This window comes from Acinetobacter sp. 226-1 (genome assembly GCF_030329325.1).
Classification (GTDB): domain Bacteria; phylum Pseudomonadota; class Gammaproteobacteria; order Pseudomonadales; family Moraxellaceae; genus Acinetobacter; species Acinetobacter sichuanensis.
In genome coordinates, this window is sequence record NZ_JACANU010000001.1 from 282,674 (window position 1) to 305,778 (window position 23,105).

General features: G+C 37.2%; 17 protein-coding genes. 7 read left to right on the forward strand and 10 right to left on the reverse strand.

The annotated features are described in order from the left end of the window. Positions 1 to 814: 814 nt before the first annotated feature. From adeK to sdsA, 6 genes are all read right to left on the reverse strand, one after another. A complete protein-coding gene (gene adeK / locus HX124_RS01345; protein WP_107007494.1) occupies positions 815 to 2,269 on the reverse strand; it encodes a multidrug efflux RND transporter AdeIJK outer membrane channel subunit AdeK in 1,455 nt (484 codons plus the stop codon). Then, entirely contained in the window at positions 2,269 to 5,448 is a 3,180-nt protein-coding gene (locus HX124_RS01350) for an efflux RND transporter permease subunit (RefSeq protein WP_286381713.1), read from the reverse strand. The genes adeK and HX124_RS01350 overlap by 1 nt, the downstream gene beginning before the upstream one ends. A gap of 12 nt (positions 5,449 to 5,460) precedes the next feature. Continuing rightward, entirely contained in the window at positions 5,461 to 6,816 is a 1,356-nt protein-coding gene (locus HX124_RS01355; RefSeq protein WP_286376233.1) for an efflux RND transporter periplasmic adaptor subunit, read from the reverse strand. Next, positions 6,816 to 7,457, reverse strand: coding sequence for a phosphatase PAP2 family protein (locus tag HX124_RS01360; protein WP_286381714.1), 642 nt, complete (start codon positions 7,455 to 7,457; stop codon positions 6,816 to 6,818). Before HX124_RS01360 ends, HX124_RS01355 begins: the two co-directional genes overlap by 1 nt. A 161-nt stretch (positions 7,458 to 7,618) precedes the next feature. Next, entirely contained in the window at positions 7,619 to 9,670 is a 2,052-nt protein-coding gene (locus HX124_RS01365) for a site-specific recombinase (RefSeq protein WP_286381715.1), read from the reverse strand. Between the two features lie 21 nt (positions 9,671 to 9,691). After that, on the reverse strand, positions 9,692 to 10,669 hold the full coding sequence (gene sdsA / locus HX124_RS01370; RefSeq protein WP_286381716.1) for an All-trans-nonaprenyl-diphosphate synthase: 978 nt from the start codon (positions 10,667 to 10,669) through the stop codon (positions 9,692 to 9,694). Positions 10,670 to 11,097: 428 nt separating this feature from the next. Here sdsA and rplU point away from each other — a divergent pair, with 428 nt between their 5' ends. The 3 genes from rplU to HX124_RS01385 all read left to right on the forward strand — a co-directional run bounded on the left by rplU (position 11,098) and on the right by HX124_RS01385 (position 12,206). Then, positions 11,098 to 11,409, forward strand: a complete 312-nt coding sequence (gene rplU / locus HX124_RS01375; protein ID WP_107007500.1) for a 50S ribosomal protein L21 — start codon at positions 11,098 to 11,100, stop codon at positions 11,407 to 11,409. 18 nt (positions 11,410 to 11,427) lie between these two features. Next, positions 11,428 to 11,685, forward strand: coding sequence for a 50S ribosomal protein L27 (gene rpmA, locus HX124_RS01380; protein WP_092615635.1), 258 nt, complete (start codon positions 11,428 to 11,430; stop codon positions 11,683 to 11,685). Between the two features lie 86 nt (positions 11,686 to 11,771). Further along, a complete protein-coding gene (locus tag HX124_RS01385) occupies positions 11,772 to 12,206 on the forward strand; it encodes an endonuclease domain-containing protein (protein ID WP_286381717.1) in 435 nt (144 codons plus the stop codon). A 61-nt stretch (positions 12,207 to 12,267) separates the two neighbouring features. On the opposite strand, the gene HX124_RS01390 is transcribed toward HX124_RS01385, so the two are convergent. Both HX124_RS01390 and HX124_RS01395 read right to left on the reverse strand, forming a co-directional pair. Then, complete coding sequence (locus HX124_RS01390) at positions 12,268 to 14,220, reverse strand: protein kinase domain-containing protein (RefSeq protein WP_286381718.1); 1,953 nt, start codon at positions 14,218 to 14,220, stop codon at positions 12,268 to 12,270. A 59-nt stretch (positions 14,221 to 14,279) separates the two neighbouring features. After that, a complete protein-coding gene (locus HX124_RS01395) occupies positions 14,280 to 17,174 on the reverse strand; it encodes a valine--tRNA ligase (RefSeq protein ID WP_286381719.1) in 2,895 nt (964 codons plus the stop codon). 371 nt (positions 17,175 to 17,545) lie between these two features. On the opposite strand from HX124_RS01395, the gene HX124_RS01400 reads away from it, so the two are divergent. The 3 genes from HX124_RS01400 to HX124_RS01410 all read left to right on the forward strand — a co-directional run bounded on the left by HX124_RS01400 (position 17,546) and on the right by HX124_RS01410 (position 20,604). Further along, complete coding sequence (locus HX124_RS01400) at positions 17,546 to 18,238, forward strand: hypothetical protein (protein ID WP_107007505.1); 693 nt, start codon at positions 17,546 to 17,548, stop codon at positions 18,236 to 18,238. Between the two features lie 68 nt (positions 18,239 to 18,306). Next, positions 18,307 to 19,095, forward strand: coding sequence for an SDR family NAD(P)-dependent oxidoreductase (locus tag HX124_RS01405; protein WP_286381720.1), 789 nt, complete (start codon positions 18,307 to 18,309; stop codon positions 19,093 to 19,095). Between the two features lie 213 nt (positions 19,096 to 19,308). Next, positions 19,309 to 20,604: a nitroreductase family protein gene (locus tag HX124_RS01410; protein ID WP_286381721.1), complete on the forward strand. Its 1,296-nt coding sequence runs from the start codon at positions 19,309 to 19,311 to the stop codon at positions 20,602 to 20,604. A gap of 65 nt (positions 20,605 to 20,669) precedes the next feature. Here the strand turns inward: HX124_RS01410 and HX124_RS01415 are convergent, their stop codons facing one another. Beyond that, the gene (locus tag HX124_RS01415) at positions 20,670 to 20,858 is read right to left on the reverse strand and encodes a hypothetical protein (RefSeq protein ID WP_107007509.1); all 189 of its coding nucleotides are present in this window, start codon (positions 20,856 to 20,858) and stop codon (positions 20,670 to 20,672) included. Positions 20,859 to 21,052: 194 nt separating this feature from the next. Then, positions 21,053 to 21,631, reverse strand: a complete 579-nt coding sequence (locus tag HX124_RS01420) for a DJ-1/PfpI family protein (protein WP_107007510.1) — start codon at positions 21,629 to 21,631, stop codon at positions 21,053 to 21,055. Positions 21,632 to 21,895: 264 nt separating this feature from the next. On the opposite strand from HX124_RS01420, the gene sbmA reads away from it, so the two are divergent. Beyond that, on the forward strand, positions 21,896 to 23,095 hold the full coding sequence (sbmA, locus tag HX124_RS01425; RefSeq protein WP_286381722.1) for a peptide antibiotic transporter SbmA: 1,200 nt from the start codon (positions 21,896 to 21,898) through the stop codon (positions 23,093 to 23,095). Positions 23,096 to 23,105 lie beyond the last annotated feature (10 nt).

Consider the following 23,105-nt stretch of genomic DNA (forward strand, 5'->3'; position numbering starts at 1 on the left):
TTTTGCAATATGGTTATTAATCTAAGTTGTTGAAAAATAATGAATAATTTTTTAAACAATATTGAATATCACATTTTATGTTTTATAAAAATGGAAGTATCAATTAAAACTTCGATAAATGGTGCATGATTTTTGATCATGGTTGCTAGAAATGATGCATAAATGGCAGAAGTTACTGGTGAATAGACTTCATTTTGTGCATTTATGACTTTAGCTAGAATATGATTTTGGATGATGCCAGATCAGTCTAAATGTTGAAAAATTTATATATGCCCACAAAAGTATTGAAATAGTTGAATTTCTAAAAAATCACTTATTTTCTGGTGCTCTAAAATAGATTGTGCTGAAAATATAAAGAAGGTGTCTAAATAACAGAATTCATCCATAAAATAGAAAATAGTATTTTGAAATTCACTACTTTCGAGTAATAGGCATGAACTCATACCTGAAAAATATAAAATGATCTGTGAGTGTTGTAGTACACGAAAATTGGCTTGTTCTATAAGTTGTTGCGTGATTTGAGCGTCAATTGGGGTAAAGAACGGAAATTCTATTTTTTGAACAGGTGCAGTCGAGTAGAGTTCCCAATCAATTTTACTTGTTGAACCACGCCAAAAAGGTGCTAAAGAGTGGTTAATATACTCAGTGATTTCAAAATCTAAGCTTTGATATGAAATCGAAAAACGCTCTAAAAAAAGTACATATATCAGATAGAAGTTGTGTTTGATGATGAGACATTTTATTTTTCTGATTTGAAAGGGTGAGTATTTTTCATAAAAAAGCTCACCGAAGTGAGCTGATTTAAATATAAAAATTATTTAGCTTGTCCAGATTGTTGTTTAATCTCAGCAGTAGAAGGCTGTACAACAATTTGGTCAGATGTATTGGCTTTTACACCACCACCTAAGGTTTTGTATAACTCAACTTGGTTATTTAAGTTCGCTTGTTCAAGCAATAACAAACCTTGTTCCGATGAGTATGAAGAGCGTTGAGCATCTAATACTGTTAAGAAGCTATCAATACCAGCACGGAAGCGAGCATTTGAAAGCTTATAAGTTGTATTGGTTGCATCAACTAAACGGCGTTGTGCTGCAAGACGCTCGCCGATATTTTGACGAGTTGCTAGAGCATCGTTTACTTCACGGAAAGCCACTTGAATTGATTTTTCATAGTCAGATAAAGCAATTTCTTGATCTGTTTCTGAAATTTTTACATTGGCTTTACGTGTGCCCCAGTCCCAAAGTGGAATATCAAGACTTGGACCTAAAGACCATACAAATGCACCCGATTTAAATAAGTCACTTAAATCAGTAGAAGCATAACCTGCCGAACCTGTTAGGCTAATGGTTGGAAATAAACGTGCTTTTGCTGCACCGATATTTGCACCCATTGCTGAAAGTTTATATTCAGCAGCGCGTACATCAGGACGATGTGTTAATAAATCACTTGGTAAACCAGCCGCTAAAGCAGAGTTATTAGTGATTTTATTAACACGTTGAGTTGGCAATAAGTTTGCAGGAACAGTTTGTCCTACTAACAAATTAAGCAAGTTTTGCGCTTGAGCAATTTGCGTTTTGTAGTTAGCCACATCATTACGCGCAGTTTCTACAGAAATTTGTGCCTGACGTACAGGAACTTCACTATCAATACCTACATCAAAACGTTTTTTGTTGAGGTTATAAGAGTCAAGTTGTGCTTTTAGCGTTTGATCTGCAAGTTTCAATTGAGCATTCGCAAATGAATAATTAAGCCAAGCTTGTGCCACTTGACCAATTAAAGAAATTTGCGTTGCATCACGTGCACTTGCTGTTGCCAAATAACTATCTAAGGCATTGTCTTTTAAGCTACGAACACGACCCCAAAAGTCTAATTCATATGCAGTCACACCTAAGCCAACATTATAACGTGTTTGTGCACCAACGCCTTGATCTTGGCGTAATACACTACCACTTGCGCCAATCGTTGGCAGTTGGTTGTTTTCAGTAATTTGATACTGTTGTTGTGCACGTTGAATATTTAGCGTTGCTGTACGTAAATCACGGTTATTGGTTAATGCAAGATCAATGACTTGGAGCAAGCGTTGATCTGCAAAAAATTCTTTATAACCTTGTTCAGCAATAGACGTACCCGATGCACTTTCAAGATAATTAGTCGGAATATTGGCTTGTGCTACGGGTTCTGGGCCACGCATGCTTTGACATGCAGTCAAAGCAAGCGCAAGTGCAGATACCGCAATGCCACGACCTGAAATAGACCATAGATTTTGCATCACGATTTTTGCTCCTGGAGATTTTGATTCTTAGGTTTGTATTTAAAGATACTACGGATCCATACGAAGAATACAGGAATAAAGAAAATACCGAGTAATGTTGAGCTAATTACCCCACCCAATACACCATAACCCACAGAGTGTTGGCTACCTGCACCAGCACCACTTGCTAAAGCCAATGGAAGTACACCAAAACCAAATGCTAAAGTTGTCATGATAATTGGACGTAAACGCATTTTTGCTGCATGAAGTGTTGCTTCAAACAGTTCTTCACCTTTTTCTTGTAACTCTTTGGCAAATTCTACAATCAAGATCGCATTTTTTGCAGATAAACCGATGACTGCAATAATTGCAACTTGGAAATAGATGTTATTTGAAAGATTTGGATCGCCTGAAAGCACCATACCTAACCAAGTTAAGCCCATCGCACCCACAATACCAAGTGGAACAACCAGTAATACTGAGAATGGAATTGACCAACTTTCATAAAGAGCAGCAAGACATAAGAATACAATGAGTAATGAAAGTGCATATAAGAATGGTGCTTGGTCGCCAGACTCACGTTCTTCTAACGATAAACCTGTCCATTCATAGTCAAAGCCTTGTAAGCCCATAGATGGAAGTTTTGCAACAATTTCTTCCATTGCTAGCATTGCATCACCCGAACTCACACCAGGAGCAGGTGAACCTTGAATGTTCATTGAAGCGATACCGTTATAACGCTCTAAACGAGGTGAACCATAAGTCCATTGTCCAGTTGCGAAACTAGAGAAAGGAATCATTTCACCTTTATTATTACGTACATACCACTTGTTTAAATCTTCAGGCATCATACGTGCATTTGCATCGCCTTGAACATAAACCTTTTTCACACGACCACGATCAATAAAGTCGTTAATGTATGAACCACCCCAAGCCATGCTCATGGTTGAGTTAATGTCTGCAATACTTACACCCATTGCACCAGCTTGTGCTTGATCAATATTAATTTGATATTGAGGTGTATCTTCTTGACCATTTGGACGAACACCTGTTAAGCGTTTGTCTTGTGATGCCATTCCTAAGATAGCATTACGTGCTGCAAGAAGTTGCTCATGGCTTTGACCACCAGCCGCTTTTAACTGGAAGTTAAAGCCTGCAGTAACACCTAATTCAGGCATTGCTGGTAACTGTAAAGGCATAACATATGACGCGTCTTTGGCAATCATATTGAGTGCCATACCACGTTTAATGATTTCACCAATTTGTTGTTCAGGTGTTGTACGATCTTTCCAATCTTTCAACTGAATAAATGCTAAACCAGCGTTTTGACCTACACCTGTAAATGAGAAACCTGAAACACTAAATACAGACTCTACAGATTTTTTCTCATTTTCCATAAAGTATTTAGTCATCGTATCGATCACTTTGTCAGTACGGTCTAAAGTTGCATTTGGTGGCAATTGCACCAAAGTCATGACCACACCTTGGTCTTCTTCGGGAAGGAACGAAGATGGTAACATTTTGAACAATACAACTAATACTGCAATCACACCTGCATAAACAATTCCTGAGAATATTTTATGGTGTGTCATGAAGTTTACACCACCTTTATACTTTTCAGCAGTACGATCAAAGGCATCATTGAACCATCTAAAGAAACGCGCAAAGATGTTATTGCTTGGTTTTTTATGTGGATCATGCTGTTTTAAAATCGTAGCACAAAGTGCAGGAGTGAAGGTAAGGGCAACGATCAAGGATAAAATCATTGCAGTTACAAGTGTAATAGAGAACTGACGGTAAATGACCCCAGTTGTTCCACCAAAGAATGCCATTGGAACGAATACAGCAGTCAATACAGATGTGATACCAATCAATGCACCAGAGATCTGTTTCATTGAAAGTTCTGTAGCTTCTACAGGGTCAAGATGATCTTCCACCATGACACGTTCAACGTTCTCAACAACAACAATCGCATCATCGACTAATAGACCGATTGCAAGCACCATGGCAAACATGGTCAAGGTATTGATTGAGAAACCAAAAACATTAATAACCGCAAATGTACCCAATACAACGACAGGTACAGCCATTGTTGGAATAATGGTTGCACGCCAGTTTTGTAAGAATAAGAACATCACCAAGAAAACCAAAATAATGGCTTCAATTAAGGTATGTACTACACTTTCAATGGATAATTTAATAAATGGCGTTGTATCAAATGCCAATTTATCTTTCATACCCGCAGGATAGTTTTTACGTAACTCGACCATGCGTGCTTCAACAGCTTTTGCTGTATCTAAAGCATTCGCACCTGTAGCAAGTTTAATTGCAACACCACCTGCAGGTTTACCATCAAACTTAGAGTCAAATTGATAGTTATCAGCACCGAGTTCAACACGTGCAACATCACCTAAACGTACTTGAGCACCATCAGCCGTATTTTTCAAGAAAATATTCTTGAACTGCTCAGGTGTTGTAAGCATGCTTTGTGCGTTGACTGTGGCATTGAGAACTTGCCCTTGAATTGATGGCGCACCACCTAATTGACCCACAGCAACTTGTGAGTTTTGTGCACGGATTGCTCCCGCAACATCACTCGGTGTAATGCCTAAACTTGTCAATTTTGCAGGATCAAGCCAAATACGCATCGCATAAGAGCCACCAAATACTTGAACTTCACCTACACCCGCAACGCGGCTTAAAGGTTCAGAAATATTTGAGTTTACATAGTCTTTAATATCGTTTGCTGACAGACTATCTGACTCAGAGTAGAACGCTAAAACTTGTAAGAAACTTGCACCAGACTTCGTTACTCGTACACCTTGACGTTGTACATCTTCAGGTAAGAGTGCAGTTGCAGATTGCAATTTATTTTGTACTTGAACTTGCGCGATATCAGGATCGACACCTTGTTCAAAGTTTAAAGAAATAGAGGCTTGACCATTACCCGCACTATTAGATGAGATGTAACGTAAACCATCCAAACCATTCATTTGTTGTTCAATGATCTGTGTCACTGTATTTTCAACAGTTGCAGCAGATGCACCAGGATAAGTCGCAGAAATTGTGACTGTTGGTGGCGCAATCGTTGGGTATTGCGCAATCGGCATTTTTGTTAGCGTGAGAACACCCGCCAACATAATGACTAACGCAATCACCCATGCAAAGATTGGGCGATGAATAAAAAATTGAGCCATTGAGTCTACCCCTTATGCTGAAGTAGCTTTTTGTTCAGTTGTATTATTTTGCTGAGCTGGTTGTGCTTTTTCATCTGCTTTTGGTTGACCCGCTTTAGGATTTGCTCCTTGTGGTGCAGCAGCTTGAGGTTGATAAGGCTTAGCAACAACTTGTTGTTCAGCTTTGACTTTAGCAATACCATCAACAATCACTTTATCGCCTGTGCTTAATCCTTCTGTCACAATCCAGTTTTGACCTTGTATTCCAGAAGTCGTTACAGGACGAGATTCAACTTGACCTTTTGCATTGACAAGCATAGCCATAGCTTGACCTGTAGGCGTACGTGTAATCGCAGCTTGAGGGATCAAATAGGCATTTGGAATCACACCTTGTACGATTTGCGCATTAGCAAACATACCAGGAAGTAATAAGTGATTTGGATTTGAGAACACAGCACGTAATGTCACAGAACCTGTATCAGGGTTTACACTCGCATCAGAAAATGCAAGATTTCCTTCAACAGGGTAGATACTGCCATCTTCAAGCTTTAAGCGAACTTTCGTATTATTACTACGGTCAATACTGCCTTGAGCAAGTTGTTGACGTAAACGAAGTAGTTCAGCACTTGATTGATTAATATCTACATAAATTGGATCAAGCTGTTGAATCGTGACGAGAGCATTTGCTTGACTCGCAGTCACTAAAGCACCAGCAGTCACACTAGAACGTCCAGATTGACCTGAAATAGGCGAACGAACAGTAGAATAGCCAAGATTGACTTCAGCACTACGCAGTTCAGCTTGTGTTGCATTGATATCTGCTTGTGTACCAGCAAAATCAGCTTTACTTGCTGCTAGATCAGCTTCTGCTAATTTTACTTGTGCAACAGCATCGTCATATTCTTGTTTAGAAATCGCATTTGAGCTAACCAATTGACGATAACGACCTTCTTTCACACGTAACACGCCTAAATTGGCTTGTTGACGAGCGATGGTTGCTTCTTGGCGCCCTAAATTTGCTTGTTGACGTGTTAAATTTGCACGAGCACTTTCAACAGATGCACGATTGATACGTGAATCAATCTCATAAAGTGGTTGACCCTCACGGACAAAACTACCTTCTGAGAATAGACGTTTTAAAATTACACCACTCGCTTGTGGACGAACTTCAGAAATTTGGTATGCTGCTGTACGCCCAGAGAGCTCTACAGTTTGTTCAACGCTTTGTGGTTGAGCAACAATGACACCAACTTCTGTCGGTGGCATTTTTTGAGCAGCAGCGCTACCTTGTTGTGCATCTTTTGGATCTTTGCTACAACCCACAAGTGCAAGACTTGTTGCTAGAGCACAAGCAGTAAGAGCAGGCGCCCAAAGCTTTGCCGACATCATTATTCCACCTCGTTTAGATTCTTATCTAAAAATAATTTGTTCATACTTAATATTTGTTTCGAAAGCAAAAGCCAGATCAAAGAAACCCAGATAAACCCGATACTCCAACCCGCAAGTACATCAGTTGGAAAATGAGCACCTACATATACCCTCGAAAATCCCATACTTAGGCACCACAAACTAGCAAATATGATTAAAATTTTTGCTTTAGCATGCCGATAAAATATAAAAATGACTAAACAAGCAAGTACAGCGGCATATATGCTATGAGCACTTGGAAATGATGCACCATAGGTTTGCACCATTTGATAAGCAGCCTCAGGGCGTGGACGCTGAATAGAATATTTTAATATCCAACCTACAGCGGAAGCACCTAAAAGGCTAAAACTAATCAACACAACATTTGCATATTTTTTGACATAGGCTTGTTGTAAGCACCATATCCCACAAACCAACAACATGGCAGGTAAACCACCTAAATAAGACAAACTTACAGCGATATGATTTAAAAAATCAGAACGATGTAAACTCATCCAGATGATAGAAGAACTATCAAGTTGTTGTATATACAAAATATTGAGTCCAATACAACTTATACTTAATCCAATACAGCCAATAATGAAGAAAAAGATATAAGGCATATGAGATGACCTTGCTTTGGTTAATCACATGGTTGAGATTAATTAATGTGCTGAAGTGTACTAGCCAGTACACTTTTTTTCAAGTCACTATAAATGAGTAATTTATAGTAAGTTCTTTTTTTTCAAGTTGTAATCATTTGCACAAAATGATAACAATTTAACTAATGACCATTCTTATGCGTTAAAGAGGAATGTTCCTCTACTTGCAAAGGTTGTTTTGGAGGCCAAAAAAAGTCGAGTGGTCTTGTAAAAAAATGAGTAAATACCAATTTTGCCAAAGGTTTCCATTGTTCAAAACGAACTTGTCTTGCTTTGAGTGCGACAATAATCGTCAGGCTAAAACTGACAAATAAGTTCGTCATACCAATCAATAAAACACCTAAAAATGAAATGACGATCAATCCAATATCAGGTGAGCCATTGACACACATTAAGCCTTGAATAAAGTTGGCTGATGCAAAAGCGATATGGCGAATATCTAAAGGTAAACCTAATATAAAACCAATGGTTCCCATGCTACCTAGCATAATACCAAACAGAAAATTACCTGCTAAAGCACCTAAATTTCGCTCCATATAGTCTGCAAATTTATTTAGCCTGTTTTGACCCATTAAATTTTTCAATTTGACATGTACTTTCAAGCGTGGACTGACCTTACGATAGACTGCCATATTGTCAAAATAGCCTGCGATTAAGCCAGATAAAAATAAACAAACACCCGCGATTGCAGCATGTGGCACAGCCAAAGATGTAAAAGGATTTAAACTATGCAAAACGACATTGGCTTTGGCATGCGAGAGTAACGGTTCATGCATCGCTATTTGCCAAAAATAAGTAATCAAGGCTGCCGTAGGAATCGCGATAGAAATATTGCCCAAGATCGCAATAAACTGGGTGCGAATAATATTGATAATTAAGGCAGCGAGTTCTGCAATCTGCGCTGTTTTAGAGCCTTTTCGATGTTGTACCGTTGAAGCAAGTGCTGCTGCTGTCATTGCAGGTTGTTTGGTTGCAACAGTAAAATGCAAGACATGAATAAACATAAAACCTAATGAATAATTCATGCTGAATAAAAAAGCTTGCATGAGTGGGGCAAGTGTTAAACGCGCTGTTAATATCTTTAACGTTGCCATTGTAGCAATAATAACGCCTGCACCCGCAGCCGCTTTATACATACCGAAAAAGCCTTTTTTATCGGTACTTACATAATGCTCCCCCGTTTTACTGGCATTTTCTGTGACTTGTAGCGCAATCAACTCACTATTGGTTTTGAGCAAATGTCGAACACTGGCTTCATTGTAGTGAGCATGCACAAGATCAATGATCAAATCACCGCAAGAAACAGCACGTACTTTATCTTCTTCAACAATTAAATTGAGTAAAATTTCTACTCGATCAAGACATTGCTCAAGTAAAGATAATAAATACGTCAAACTTAAACTGACACCAATACGTTTGGTTGCACGACGAATTTTAAGTACGACATCACGACATTGTTCAATCATGACAAGAGCTTGGTCAGCATCTGGCGGAGCAAGCACCGCGATTTCATTGATATCTCGATGCTGTTTTTTATAAGCCTCAATAAATTCAATAATTTCACGGTTTTGAACTAAGAAAGGTGATTCATATTCGCTGAGTTCAGGATAAGCGTTAATAAATTCAGGATATAAGCCAATCCCACTGATTCGATAAGACAATACTGTAATGGCTGTGATCAATTCACGTTTGACATTGAGTTCAGCTTTTAGAAAATGACCTTGTGTCAAAATATGGAAAAGCTGATTCCATTGCGCGTCTTTAATATGTTCGAGCCAGTATTTATCTGTACGTTGATGAAATACATTGCCCACCAAATCACGTAAATCTGTTTCATCTTTCAATAAAGGTAAGAAGTAAGCACCCAAACGCTGTGAAAGCTGACTCCAAAAGCCATCAAGTGACAAAATGCCACTATCTGCATATAAACTTGCTTGTTTATGTTGATTAATAATTTTAAGTAAATAGCCCTGAACATTTAAAGCAGCAGTAGGCGTAATGAGTAAGGCTTGAATAAAAGCTTGTACATGTTGCTGTGTAAGTTCAGCATTTTGACTATGGGCTGGTCGAATACGATTGACCAACTCAATAAGGAGAGATTCGTCAGGAATAGCTTGAGCAGACTCAAACTGTTCCTGCATTTTTAGAAAGATATCATTGAATTTTATATGCATAGGCAAAAATGTAGCTTAAGTTTATTGAATTCTATGTAAAGCAAGTTGTGCCAAATTGAACAAGGCTTGGCGATAAATACTGTCAGGCAAATGTTCTAAAGCACGTATTGCGGCTTGAGTTTCTTCGGTAGCGCGTTGGCTGCAATATTCTAAAGCCCCTGAACTGTGAACCACTTCAATCACACGTGTTAAGTCAGAAGTACCACCTGTTGCGATGCTTTTACGAATAATTTCATGATCATCGCCTGTTGTATTTCTTAAAGCTGAGATTAAAGGCAAAGTTGGTTTACCTTCCATCAAATCATCACCGATATTTTTACCTAATGTTTCTGCATCAGAGGTGTAATCTAAAATATCGTCAATAATCTGGAATGCATTACCAAAATGACCTGCAAATAAACGTAATGGTTCACGGTACTCAGGTTTACCCGCTAAAATTGCAGCACCTTCGGTTGCAAGTTCAAAGAGGCGAGAAGTCTTACCATGAATAATATCAAGATAGGTTTGTTCTGTGGTTTCAGGTTGATGCTGTGCTTGAAGTTGTAAAACTTCACCTTCTGCGATTTCACATGTTCCTGTAGAAAAATCTTTCAGTAAAACCATATTATCAAGGTCAACCAAAAGGTCAAAGGCACGAGAAATCAGGAAATCACCCACTAATACCGCAGTTTGGTTATTCCATGTTGCATTAGCAGTCGGGCGACCACGGCGTAAACCAGATTCATCTACAACATCATCATGAACCAACGTTGCTGTATGTAACATTTCAATAATGGCAGCAAGTTTACGATACGATTCCATATCTGTTGCACCGCAAGCCTTTGCTGCAAGTAAGCACATGATTGGGCGCATACGTTTACCGCCAGCTTCAACAACATGTTTACTTACAGCCATCACGAGTGCGACTTTAGACGTAATCCCTTCATTAATAAACTGATCCATTGCAGCAAAGTCAGTGGCAACAGGCGCGAGAATATCTTGCTTAAAGTCAATGGTCATGTGAAGGAAGCCTCATACAAATGCATTTTTAAGTTGCTAGTGTAACAATTAACATCAATGAATGTTGCTTATGAAAACAGTCATCGTACTGAATCTTAATGATATGTTCTTAATTTGTCCAAAAACTGACGGAATTAGAGCTGTTCTGTAAGTCATTCTTTTGAGCTACATAGTAGCGAATTTAACTGAAAAATCTATTTTAATTTATGTAAAAATAGAAAAAATAGAGTTATTTCAAATATTAATAAAAAATACTGTATAAAATATCTGAATAAAGAATAAACAAATAGAATATTTAACTAAAATGGCTTGTTGTTTAATTCATTATCACTTAAAATCTTTGCCCTTGTATAACCCCCAGTGGCGTTCGTTTTAAGATCGGAATATTCCTTTTTCGGCACGACGACACGGGCAAGTTGGAGTACATTATGTACGCAGTAATCCAAAGCGGTGGTAAACAGCACCGTGTTGTTGAGGGTGAAACCCTTAAAGTTGAATTGTTGAAAGCTGAAACTGGCGCAACTATTACATTTGATGATGTATTAATGGTTGTGAATGGCGAAAGCATTCAAATCGGTGCTCCAGTTGTTGCTGGCGCAAAAGTAACTGCAGAAGTGGTTGGTCATGGTCGTCACGACAAAATCCGTATTGTTAAAATGCGTCGTCGTAAACATTACCGTAAACAACAAGGTCACCGTCAATGGTTTACCGAGTTGAAAATTACTAGTATTGCAGGCTAATCACGAGGAGTAATAGACATGGCTCACAAAAAAGCCGGTGGTTCGACACGAAATGGTCGTGATTCAAACCCTAAAATGTTAGGTGTTAAAATGTACGGTGGTCAAGCTGTGACTGCTGGTAACATTATCGTTCGTCAACGTGGTACAGAGTTCCACGCTGGTGCAAACGTAGGTATGGGTCGTGACCATACTTTATTTGCTACTGCTGATGGCGTAATCAAGTTCGAAGTAAAAGGTCAATTTGGCCGTCGTTATGTAACTGTTGAAACTGCATAAGTTTTAAACGTTCATAGCAATGCCAGTCAGTTGAAAAATTGACTGGCATTTTTTATATCTGAATAAAAATTATTTTAAATCTAAAAATGAAAATAGACCCACAACTACTTGAATTCGCCAGAACCATGCGAACAAATGCCACCGAGGCAGAGCATTTAATGTGGCAACTTTTACGTAATAAGCAATTTATGAATTTGAAGTTCCGCCGTCAGCATGTAATTAAACGCTATATTGTAGATTTTTACTGTCATGAAATTGGTTTAGTCGTTGAGTTGGATGGAAGCCAACACAATACGGATGATGGTAAAGAATATGATGTGGAACGGACAAAGTTTTTAGAGGCTTTGGGTTTTAAAGTTGTAAGGTATTGGAACGATGATGTGTTGAGTCGGACGGATGTGGTTTTAGAGCATTTATGGTCAATATGTACTGAATTAAAAAGCACCTCTCCCTTGCGCAGCAGTGCTGCTCATCTCCTAGAAGGAGAGGGAACTCCAGTGCGAAACTCATGCAGGTCTTAAATCAAATAACGCTCCCTCTCCCTATGGGAGAGGGTTGGGGTGAGGGTAGTATGAAATAAATTTATTCTGAAATGGTATGGGTGTTTAAATCATCCAAAAACTCAGTGTGCTTAAGGTTTCTTAATGCTCTGTTAATAAAATCAATGAGTGCACTCGTGCTTCTTGATGAAATTTTATCTGTTAACTTATTCCAATTATATGAGGAATAATTTTCATGAAATTGTTGATAAAATTGAGCGCTCATTTCAATTTTCCATCCATATTGTTTACCTAAATTATATAGGCACCAAAACTCTCTGATGTTTTCAATACTATAAGTTTCTAAAAATATTTGATTTTCTTTTTCTAAATCTTTTCGTCTTAACATAAGTTCCAAAATATCAGAACTTCCAATTATTCCAAACTCATCATCTGATTCATCAAATTTTACTCCACTGATAATAGTGCGAATTTCTTGTATAGTTAGGTATAAAAGATCGACTTTAGGGGAAATATTCAATCTTTCATATTTAAATTCGAAAGGTAGTGTATTAGCTTGAGGGATTTTTCGATAATTCAAGAAATATTTACAAAAATAATTATCAAATTCTTCAAAGCAGGAAAATTTTTTACTATGACGACCATCATACGTGGATTTATGTCTTCCATAAAGGCAGTCATCTTTCACAAATAAGAAACTACCTCTATGAACAACGGTTATTCTTGATGATGAGTCTGGCAGAGGTTGTTCTTCGAATAAATTATACTCCCAATGCTTGGCATCAGTAATGAAATCATTATTGATCACTGTGTATTCAGTAGTTTCAGACTGAGAGTAATATTCAATGTTGGGTATTATTTCAGTTTCTAAATATATATAGTTATTTCTAATATCTGCTGAGAAATTTCGATAAACTAACCTTTTAGGCTTAATCCATGTTTTAAAACCACTCATATTGATAATAATAAATTTTTGTCCTTTTACGTCAATAAGTTCAATACCATGAATATCAAGTCCACCACCATTCGGGAAAAATGCATGATGCAAATCAGGTTCGAAGCTGTAAAATATATTTAGAAAATTATATATAGCATGTATATCTGTAAGCTCAATTTTAGAAGCCTGATAAGGATTTAATTTGTTGCATACATCTTCCCATTTACCATCTATGTATTTGGAGTAGTTTTTCAGTGATTCTTCGACTTGACTTAGTATATGAGTGATTTCTTCTAAAGTTATTCGTTCTGATGGGTTGGTTTTAGTACATCTTTCTATAATAGTGTGAATATCAGTCAGAATAATTTTTTCTTTAGATAAAATTTGTTCTAACTTTTCTCTTTGAGAAATAGAGTATTCACCATCAAATCCATGTTTATCTTGAGTTAAAATCATCCAAATTGTTACGCCAAGAGAATAGATATCGGATTTTTTATAATCTTCTGTTTCTAAGTTTTTACCTGTTTTTCGCATTTCAGGGGCAATCGTTTGGTAGTTCCCCATACGTGTTCCATGAGGAGTAATCCCTGTAGTTTCCTGTGGGTCTGTCACTAAACCGAAATCGGCTAAATATAATACATTATCTAGAAATAAAAGATTATTAGGCTTTATATCACGATGGCAGTAATTATTAGTATGCAAGCATAGAATGTCGTGACATAGTTTAATAAGAAGCTGAATTTTTTGTAAAAATGCTGTTTCAGAAATACCTTCATCGAATGTTTTTGCTAAAGGTAATCGTACCCAAGAGTAATCATTTTCATTTAATGAATAATCAAAAATGGGCAATACACTATATTTTTCTTGAGATTTATAGAGAGTAGTATGGACCTCAAACTCTCTTTTTAATCTGGTTGGATTAATACTGTTGCTTTCTGTTGCAGGGGGGATAAATTTGAATACACATACTTCAGAGGGATTTGATTCTTGGGATGCAGTCCAAATTCGCCCATTTCCTCCATTATTAATTTCTTTGATTAATTTCCAATTTATTCCACCTGAATGCACTAATCTATTTTTTTTAGGTTTAAAGCGCATAAAAAATCCCCTCAATTATGAAGGGATTTTAGCTTATTTTTTAAATATTTAGCAATAAATTAAAGCGCCGCAATTTGCTCCATATTCGCTTTAATCTTCGCTAACTGATCTGCAAACTCAGCAAGTTTAACTTTTTCACCTTCAACCACAGCAGCAGGTGCTTTCGCCACAAAACCTTCATTGCCAAGTTTAGTGGCAATTTGGTCATGTTGCTTTTGAACCTTGTCCAAGTCTTTTTGTAGACGACCAAGTTCCGCTTTCGGGTCAATCAAACCTTTCATCGGAACGAATACAGATACATGACCAATGACAGAAGACGATGACAATGGCGGTTGCTCAGCATCCGCAAGGAAAGTAATGCTTTCAACTTTCGCCAAAGCTTTAAACAACGGTTCAATACGAGCAATCTGCGCTTTTTCAGCATCCGTGGTATTTTGTAGAAGTACAGGTAACAAACGTGCATTACCTAAGCCCATCTCACCACGGATGTTACGAACAGCACCAATCAAACCTTGAAGCCATTGCATATCTGCTTCAGCTTGTTCATTGATCTTCGCTTCATCGGCAACAGGGTATTGTGCCAACATGATGCTTTCGCCTTGCAGACCAATCATTGGTGCAAGCGTCTGCCAAATTTCTTCAGTCAAGAACGGCATGATTGGGTGAGCAAGACGTAAAGATGCTTCCATCACGGCAAGAAGAACACGACGAACTTCCGCTTTACGCTCTTCAGGCACATTTTCATCATTCAGAACAGGTTTAGTCAGCTCAACATACCAGTCACAGTATTCATTCCAAATGAACTCGTAAATCGCTTGTGCAGCCAAGTCTAAACGATAAGTAGCAAAGGCTTGCTGAACCGCTTGTTCCGCTTTTTGTAGACGGCTTACGATCCATTGTTCAGGCAGTTCCCAAAGATCTTGACGAACTTCTTGACCAATGGTTTGACCTTCAACATTCATCAGAACGAAACGGGTTGCATTCCAAATTTTGTTGGCAAAGTTACGGTAACCTTCAACACGTTTCATATCGAACTTGATATCACGACCTGTATTTGCCAATGCACAGAAAGTGAAACGAACCGCATCTGTACCATAAGCTTGAATGCCTTCAGGGAATTCTTTACGAGTGGCTTTTTCAATTTTTGGCGCAGTTTTCGGGTTCATCAAACCTGTAGTACGTTTTTGTACCAAAGTTTCAAGATCAACACCGTCAATCAAATCGAGTGGGTCAAGGACGTTACCCTTAGACTTCGACATTTTCTGACCTTCGCCATCACGAACCAGACCATGCACATACACCGTTTTAAACGGAACTTGTGGCGTACCATCTTCATTTTTCATGAAGTGCAACGTAAACATAATCATACGTGCAACCCAGAAGAAGATGATGTCAAAACCTGTCACCAATACATCAGTCGGGTGGAAAGTATTTAAGAAATAGTTTTCTTTATCTTTCTCAGCATCGCCTGTCCAACCTAAAGTTGAGAATGTCCAAAGCGCAGAAGAGAACCATGTATCAAGTACATCTTCATCTTGGCTCAGTGCAAGATCAGCAGGAAGATTGTGTTTTGCACGAACTTCTTCTTCATTACGACCGACATAGATATTGCCTTCAGCGTCGTACCAAGCAGGGATACGGTGACCCCACCACAATTGACGTGAAATACACCAGTCTTGAATGTTATTCATCCAAGCCATATACATGTTGCTGTATTGCTCAGGCACGAACTTAATGTCACCGTCTTTAACCGCTTTAATCGCAGGCTCAGCAAGTGGTGCGATTTTCACATACCATTGGTCTGTCAAAAGTGGCTCAACGATCACGCCTGAACGGTCACCGCGAGGTGGTTTCAGCGTATAAGGTTGAATTTGATCTAACCAACCTTCGGCTTCAGCTTGTTCAACCAATTTTTTACGTGCAGCAAAACGTTCTAAACCTACATATTCCGCAGGCGCAGCAATGGTTTTAGAAATTTGTTCGCCCGCTTTGGCGATATATTCAAACTCAGCCAATACTTCAGCATTTTTGTTGAAAATGTTGATGATCGCGAGTCCGTTACGCTTACCCACTTCATAGTCATTGAAGTCATGTGCAGGGGTGATTTTTACACAGCCTGTACCAAACTCTTTATCGACATATTCATCTTTAACAATCGCAACAGCACGACCTGTAATAGGGAGGATAATGTTTTTACCCACAAGGTGTGCATAACGCTCATCATCAGGTGCAACAGCAACTGCTGTATCACCAAGTAATGTTTCAGGACGAGTGGTCGCCACCACGATGTAATCTTTACCATCGTGTGTGCGTAGTGATTTATCTTCAAAGAAATATTTGAAGTGCCACAGTGAACCTTGTTCTTCTTTATCAGACTCAACTTCTAAGTCAGAAAGCGCAGTTTGTAGTTTTGGATCCCAGTTCACCAAACGTTTACCACGGTAGATCAAGCCGTCTTCGTGTAGTTTTACGAAAACTTCTTTGACTGCATTAGATAAACCTTCATCCATAGTGAAGCGTTCACGTGACCAGTCTACTGATGAACCCAGACGACGAATTTGACGAGTAATATTACCGCCAGATTGTTCTTTCCATTCCCAAACTTTTTCAATGAACTTTTCACGACCTAAGTCATGACGGCTAATGTCTTGAGCGCCAAGTTGACGTTCAACCACCATTTGCGTTGCAATACCGGCATGGTCTGTACCCGGTTGCCATAAGGTATTTTTACCAGACATGCGGTTATAACGTGTCAAGGCATCCATGATGGCATTGTTAAAACCATGACCCATGTGCAAGTTGCCTGTGACATTTGGTGGCGGAATCATGATACAGAATGAGTCGCCTTTACGAGAAGGTTGGAAATAACCATTCTCTTCCCAAGTCTTGTACCATTTTTTCTCGATCTCGGTCGGATCGTAGGTTGTAGCAATATTTTGCGCTGAATCAGTCATAGTAAAAACAGATCAAAAGTGAGTGAAAAATTAGATTCATTGTAGCAAATAAATTTCCTAAGTGGGGGATTCTCATCAAGTGTATAGAACGTGCTGGTTGGGGAGTAAGCTTCACTGAGCGAGTATCAAAGTTTGAGCAAGAAAGTTTTATTGATGAATAGAATCATCACAACATTCATTAAAGTCAAAAAATAAGATAAAAGGTTGGTCAGTATTGCAATAAATATTTTAAAAAAATAAATGAATCAGTGGCTTAATATATTTTTAAAATGTAAAAAGAATCAAGAAAAGACAATGCATATAATGATAAGCTTTGCTAATATTTTGTCACCATTGATTGACCCATAATATTAACAAAAAGGCTGATTTGTATGACTTATAAAATTAACTTAGCAATTGACACTTCAACTTATCAAGCACTGCAAAATGTCACTGAACGTTTAAATCAGGGGGATAAAGAAAATCTATCTAAACAATTAGGCACGATTTTTACAGATATGTCTTGTCAGGTTTTAGATCAGGTTTTTGGACGTTTGATCGAAGAAAAACGAGGAAAAGACTTAGATGCCAAAGGACAAAAAAGTTTAAAAGAAGCCGAACAGATTTTTGAGCAAATTGAAAGCGCATTACGAAAATATATGCCTTGGTCGATTTCCTTTTTTGGGAATGATCGTTTAAAGCCCGTGGCAAATCATATTTTACAAAAATTTGACCCATCTAATCCTGAACAAATTTATATGTACTATGTGTTAGACCGTCATTTAGGTGAGCAAGCGAGTCAAAATATTCAGCAGGTTTTAGAGGGGAATATTCAAGCATTACCAGCCACCTTAAAAAATTTAGTTAAAATCATTGATTTGGGTATTTCTGAGTTTATTCGAGATCCAAAAACCTTATTAAAATTTAATTTTGTGGTCGATAAAACTTTAAATGGTGTCATTAATATGATTACCAGTACAGGTTATAAACGCCTAGAAAAGGTAGGAGATGACTATAAAGCAGGTGATGCAGAAAAAGCACAGCATTATGCAAAACATTTTAATCATTTTTTAGTGCGTAGTTAATTTCTGGGTACTTTGCATGAAATATTTTTCATGGCATATTTAAAATCAATTATTTAGGAAGATAGTTCATGGACATGAAGGTTGTTTGGATTACGGGAGCTTCATCAGGTTTAGGTAAGGCTTTGGCAAAAGAGTGTGCTTTACAAGGTGCGCAAGTGGTACTGAGTGCACGCCGTTTAGACGAGTTGGAAAATGTTCGTGTCAGCTTGCTCAATCCAGATCGTCATATTTCGGTTGCAATGGACATCACCAATGAATCACAAGTTCGTCATGCTTATGAACAAGTGCTCAAAGAAAAAGGTCGAATTGATTGGTTGATTAATAATGCAGGTCTCAGTCAACGTGCGTTGATTGCAGATACGACTATGCAAACAGAACGTACCATTATGGAAATCGACTATTTTTCACAAGTTTTTTTAACGAAAACCGTATTGCCTACATTCTTAAAACAGAAATCAGGTCGAATTGCCTATGTATCAAGTATTGCAGGTTTGCTTGGTACACAATATCGTGCGTCATATTCGGCAGCAAAAGCCGCGATCCATATGTGGGCAAATAGTTTACGTGCTGAAGTTGCCAAAGACGGTGTGAATGTTTCAGTGATTTTTCCAGGTTTTGTTAAAACCAATGTATCTTTTAATGCATTGAATGGTGAAGGTAAGCCCCAAGGTCATCAGGATGAAGCCATTGAAAATGGTTTAGATGCAGATGAGTTTGCACAACAAACGATAGAAGCTTTACAAAAAGGGGAAGAGTTTATTGTAGTTGGAGGACGAAAAGAAAAACTGGGTGTATTGGTATCACGTATTTCACCAAAAATTTTATATAAAATGATTCGGAAAATGAAAGTGAAATAAGTTCATTGATAAAAACAGGGCAGGAGAGATTTACATGAATATTATTTTAAAAATAATATGTGGATTTCTCTCTGCTATTTGTCATCACAACAAAAAAATGATCCTAAAGTTTGATGGTCAGCAGTATCAAGTACTTGCATTATATAAACACGATTATGCTTATTAGATATAATCTATAGTGGTTAGAGCTTTGTATTGTAAAGTTATTTTTATATGAAAAAATTGAATCAAGTGAAAAGTGGTAATATGTTAAATAACGAAATGACTTTAGAACAAATTAATCAATTTTTAGCAAGTAAAGCGCAGCATATTCAAACGGCATTTAAAAATCGTGATTATTTAAGTGCTAATCAACAACTTTTAGAGCTGATTCAAGTCGTTCCTTCACATCAAAATGTGCTCTGTGATTTAGCGATCACAGAAATGCGTTTAGAAAATTATCAGGTTGCATATGATTATTTGCAACAAGCGATACAATATCATCCTCATGCTGTAGAAATTAATACTTATGATGCAATGAGTGAAGTATGTTATTTTTTAAATGACAGAAAACAACAAAAACATTATGGGCGTTTAGCGAATCAAGCAAAAAAAGATGCAGTGCAACATGAAAAAAAATTAAGCCTTCCTCAGACTGCACCTCCTAAATTTAACCCACAAGCACCCTCTGAAAATATTATTAGTTATTCTTTATATGGTGATTTACCACGTTATTGTGAAGGGGCAGTATTAAATACTCAATTTGCAAAGGAAATTTTTCCTGAATGGACATGTCGTTTTTATATTGATGAAAGTGTACCGCGCAAAATTGTAGAACGATTAAAAGCATTAGGCGCACAGATCATGTATGTGAATGAACAGCAAAGACAGCTTTCAGGTTTATATTGGCGCTTTTTTGTCATGCATGATCCACAAGTAAAACGTTTTTTAGTTCGTGATGCTGACTCATTTTTATCTTATAAAGAGCGTGCGGCGGTTCACGCATGGATTGACTCAGATTGTTATTTTCACTGTATGCATGATTCTTATGATCATGTAGAGTTATTATTAGCAGGAATGTTTGCAGGTTGTTCAGGTATTTTCCCTGATATTGAGCAAGATATACACCAATTTTTAGCTCGGGATCGACATCTGATTGAACGGGTAATGGATCAGCACTATCTACGATATTGTATTTGGCCTACAGCCGCACAAAGTATTTTGATCCATGATAGTCAAGGTTATGATGCTACAGCTTTAGATTTTCCATTAAACATAAATGAATATGATGAAAATTTTCATATTGGTCGTATTGAAGCGAGATGGAATGTGCAAGTAGAACATACATTTGAGCCAAATACATGGTTAATTTGGTCTTTAAAAGATCAGACTCAACGCACAATTTGTGAATATGATATTTATGTGGAAAGTCAGCGATTTAATATCATGCTTCCTAAAGTTTATACAGACCGTTTACAGCGCGGTGAATGGTATATTGAAACTCGACTTAAGCTTTCATCTGTGATTTAGATGACGTGAAACATCACAATAATATGGATGATCTGTTTTAAATCAGAGCCATTTTTGCATGCATATTAAAGTTTTTTCCACTGTATATTTTCATTACTAAACTGGAGTAAAAACGAAAAACCAGATTCATCTGCTACCAAGTAAGAAGATGGATTGACCATCAGCACTTTTAATAAAATACCCGCTTCTATCGTAATGGGTTGTAATTGATCTTTCGTTAAAGTTACAGGTTGAATTAATTCAACAATCTCCATCTTTAATCCTAACTCATTATTTCGCAGTAAATATCATATAAATTATGACATATTTATTGTATTTTTTATGAGTTTAAACTGAGCGTTTAAGTGGAATAAATGAATGTTTTGATTGAATTTTATACTAAAATGTAAAAATACCTGTCTTGATATAATGAAATAAAAACAGTGTATTTTTACATGAATTTAAAAGCTTATAAATGAACTGTTGCACCTAAAGCTTGAATGAATTGTGCCATCCATGCAGGGTGTGCAGGCCATGCAGGTGCGGTGATTAAATGCCCATCCGTTACAGCTTCTGTTACAGCAATCTCCGCATATTGACCGCCTGCAAGTTTGACTTCAGCAGCACAAGCAGGGTAAGCAGAGCATAAGCGACCTTGAAGAATATCAGCCGCAGCAAGAATTTGAGCACCATGACAAACCGCAGCAATTGGTTTTTGTGCAGTATCAAATTCACGTACAATTTCAAGGATTCTTTCATTCATACGTAGATATTCTGGGGCACGTCCACCAGGAATCACTAAGCCGACATAATTTGCTGTATTGACCTCGGAAAAATTATAATTGATCGCAAAATTATGCCCACGCTTTTCACTGTAGGTTTGTTCACCCTCAAAGTCATGAATTGCGGTAGCAATGTGATCACCTGACTTTTTGTCAGGACAAACCGCATGTACTGTATAGCCTAAGCCAACTAAAAATTGGAAGGGTACCATTGTTTCATAATCTTCAGCATAATCGCCAACGAGCATTAAAATTTGTTTAGACATTATTTAGCCCTCTTTCATCCATTTGTTAAAATTATCTATTGAAACATAACATAGCCGATTGACAGAATTAAGGCAGATCGACACATCTTTAGTCGTAAATTTTATAAAATAAGCAAATTTCTATTTTGTTAGAGCCAAGCAATAAAAAAATATAATGACAAGTTACTAAAATACATAAAAATTATTGTGATTTCTTATTCTTAATTAAGCTTTTAGGATTAATATCAGGTCACTTAGAAAAAATATTAAGGATATCAAGCATCAATGTTTAAATCTTTTTTTCCAAATCCAAAATGGTTTTTTGGTTCATTGCTGATTTGGTTCATCATTAACTTAGTGCTGTGGTATAGCGGTGGTAAATCTTGGGGAGAGTTCATTGGTTTTCCTCAAGCTTATGCGACAACAGAGTTACCCATTAATGTGACACGTTTTTGGTCAGCACAGTTTCTTTGGTTTTACCTCTGGTTTTTTGTTTCAACTGCACTATTTGTGGCATTTTGGAAATGGAAATCGAATAATAAATGGCAAGCGTGGTCAGTATGGGGCTCAGCTTTTATTTTGTTTAATGTTTGGTTTGGGGTGCAAGTTGATGTTGTCATTAATGCTTGGTACAACCCATTTTACAATTTAATTCAGAAAATGGTTTCTAGTGGAGGTGGTGATTTAAACCAACTATATTTTGAAATGCTAACATTTATTTATATTGCGATGATTTATGTGACTATAGCTGTTTTTAATTTATTTTTTGTTAGCCATTATATTTTCCGTTGGCGTACTGCAATGAATGAATATTATACAGCACATTGGGATAAATTACGCCATGTGGAAGGTGCTTCACAACGTATTCAAGAAGATACTATGCGTTTTGCTAAAACAACTGAGGATCTTGGAGTTACTTTGATAGAAGCAATTATGACGCTAATTGCATTTTTACCAATCCTATTGCAGCTATCATCACATGTTAAAGAACTCCCAATTATTGGTGAAATTCCTCATGCTTTAGTTATCGCAGCTTTAGGATGGGCTATTTTAGGTACATTTGTGCTTATAGTTGTAGGTGCTAAATTGCCTGGATTAGAGTTTAATAATCAAAAAGTCGAAGCAGCTTATCGTAAAGAATTAGTTTATGGTGAAGATCACCTAAATCGTGCAGATCCGCTAACATTAAAAGAGCTTTTTTCTAAAGTCCGTTTAAACTATTTTCGACTTTACTTTCATTATGCATATTTTAACTTAGTTCGTATTTGGTATTTACAACTAGATAATTTATTTGGCGTTTTTATTTTAGCACCATCAATAGCAGCAGGAACCATTACGCTTGGTATTATGATGCAAACATTAAATGTTTTCGGTCAGGTAATAAAGTCATTTCAATATCTAATAAAATCTTGGCCAACGATTATAGAACTATTATCTATTCATAAGCGTTTAAAAGCCTTTGAATCTGTTTTAGACGAAAAATAATGATTTCATA

Bases quoted from the DNA above. Each gene is read 5' to 3' on its own strand.
- adeK (WP_107007494.1), bottom strand. From the start codon at position 2,269: ATGCAAAATCTATGGTCTATTTCAGGTCGTGGCATTGCGGTATCTGCA.
- HX124_RS01350 (WP_286381713.1), bottom strand. From the start codon at position 5,448: ATGGCTCAATTTTTTATTCATCGCCCAATCTTTGCATGGGTGATTGCG.
- HX124_RS01355 (WP_286376233.1), bottom strand. From the start codon at position 6,816: ATGATGTCGGCAAAGCTTTGGGCGCCTGCTCTTACTGCTTGTGCTCTA.
- HX124_RS01360 (WP_286381714.1), bottom strand. From the start codon at position 7,457: ATGCCTTATATCTTTTTCTTCATTATTGGCTGTATTGGATTAAGTATA.
- HX124_RS01365 (WP_286381715.1), bottom strand. From the start codon at position 9,670: ATGCATATAAAATTCAATGATATCTTTCTAAAAATGCAGGAACAGTTT.
- sdsA (WP_286381716.1), bottom strand. From the start codon at position 10,669: ATGACCATTGACTTTAAGCAAGATATTCTCGCGCCTGTTGCCACTGAC.
- rplU (WP_107007500.1), top strand. From the start codon at position 11,098: ATGTACGCAGTAATCCAAAGCGGTGGTAAACAGCACCGTGTTGTTGAG.
- rpmA (WP_092615635.1), top strand. From the start codon at position 11,428: ATGGCTCACAAAAAAGCCGGTGGTTCGACACGAAATGGTCGTGATTCA.
- HX124_RS01385 (WP_286381717.1), top strand. From the start codon at position 11,772: ATGAAAATAGACCCACAACTACTTGAATTCGCCAGAACCATGCGAACA.
- HX124_RS01390 (WP_286381718.1), bottom strand. From the start codon at position 14,220: ATGCGCTTTAAACCTAAAAAAAATAGATTAGTGCATTCAGGTGGAATA.
- HX124_RS01395 (WP_286381719.1), bottom strand. From the start codon at position 17,174: ATGACTGATTCAGCGCAAAATATTGCTACAACCTACGATCCGACCGAG.
- HX124_RS01400 (WP_107007505.1), top strand. From the start codon at position 17,546: ATGACTTATAAAATTAACTTAGCAATTGACACTTCAACTTATCAAGCA.
- HX124_RS01405 (WP_286381720.1), top strand. From the start codon at position 18,307: ATGGACATGAAGGTTGTTTGGATTACGGGAGCTTCATCAGGTTTAGGT.
- HX124_RS01410 (WP_286381721.1), top strand. From the start codon at position 19,309: ATGAAAAAATTGAATCAAGTGAAAAGTGGTAATATGTTAAATAACGAA.
- HX124_RS01415 (WP_107007509.1), bottom strand. From the start codon at position 20,858: ATGGAGATTGTTGAATTAATTCAACCTGTAACTTTAACGAAAGATCAA.
- HX124_RS01420 (WP_107007510.1), bottom strand. From the start codon at position 21,631: ATGTCTAAACAAATTTTAATGCTCGTTGGCGATTATGCTGAAGATTAT.
- sbmA (WP_286381722.1), top strand. From the start codon at position 21,896: ATGTTTAAATCTTTTTTTCCAAATCCAAAATGGTTTTTTGGTTCATTG.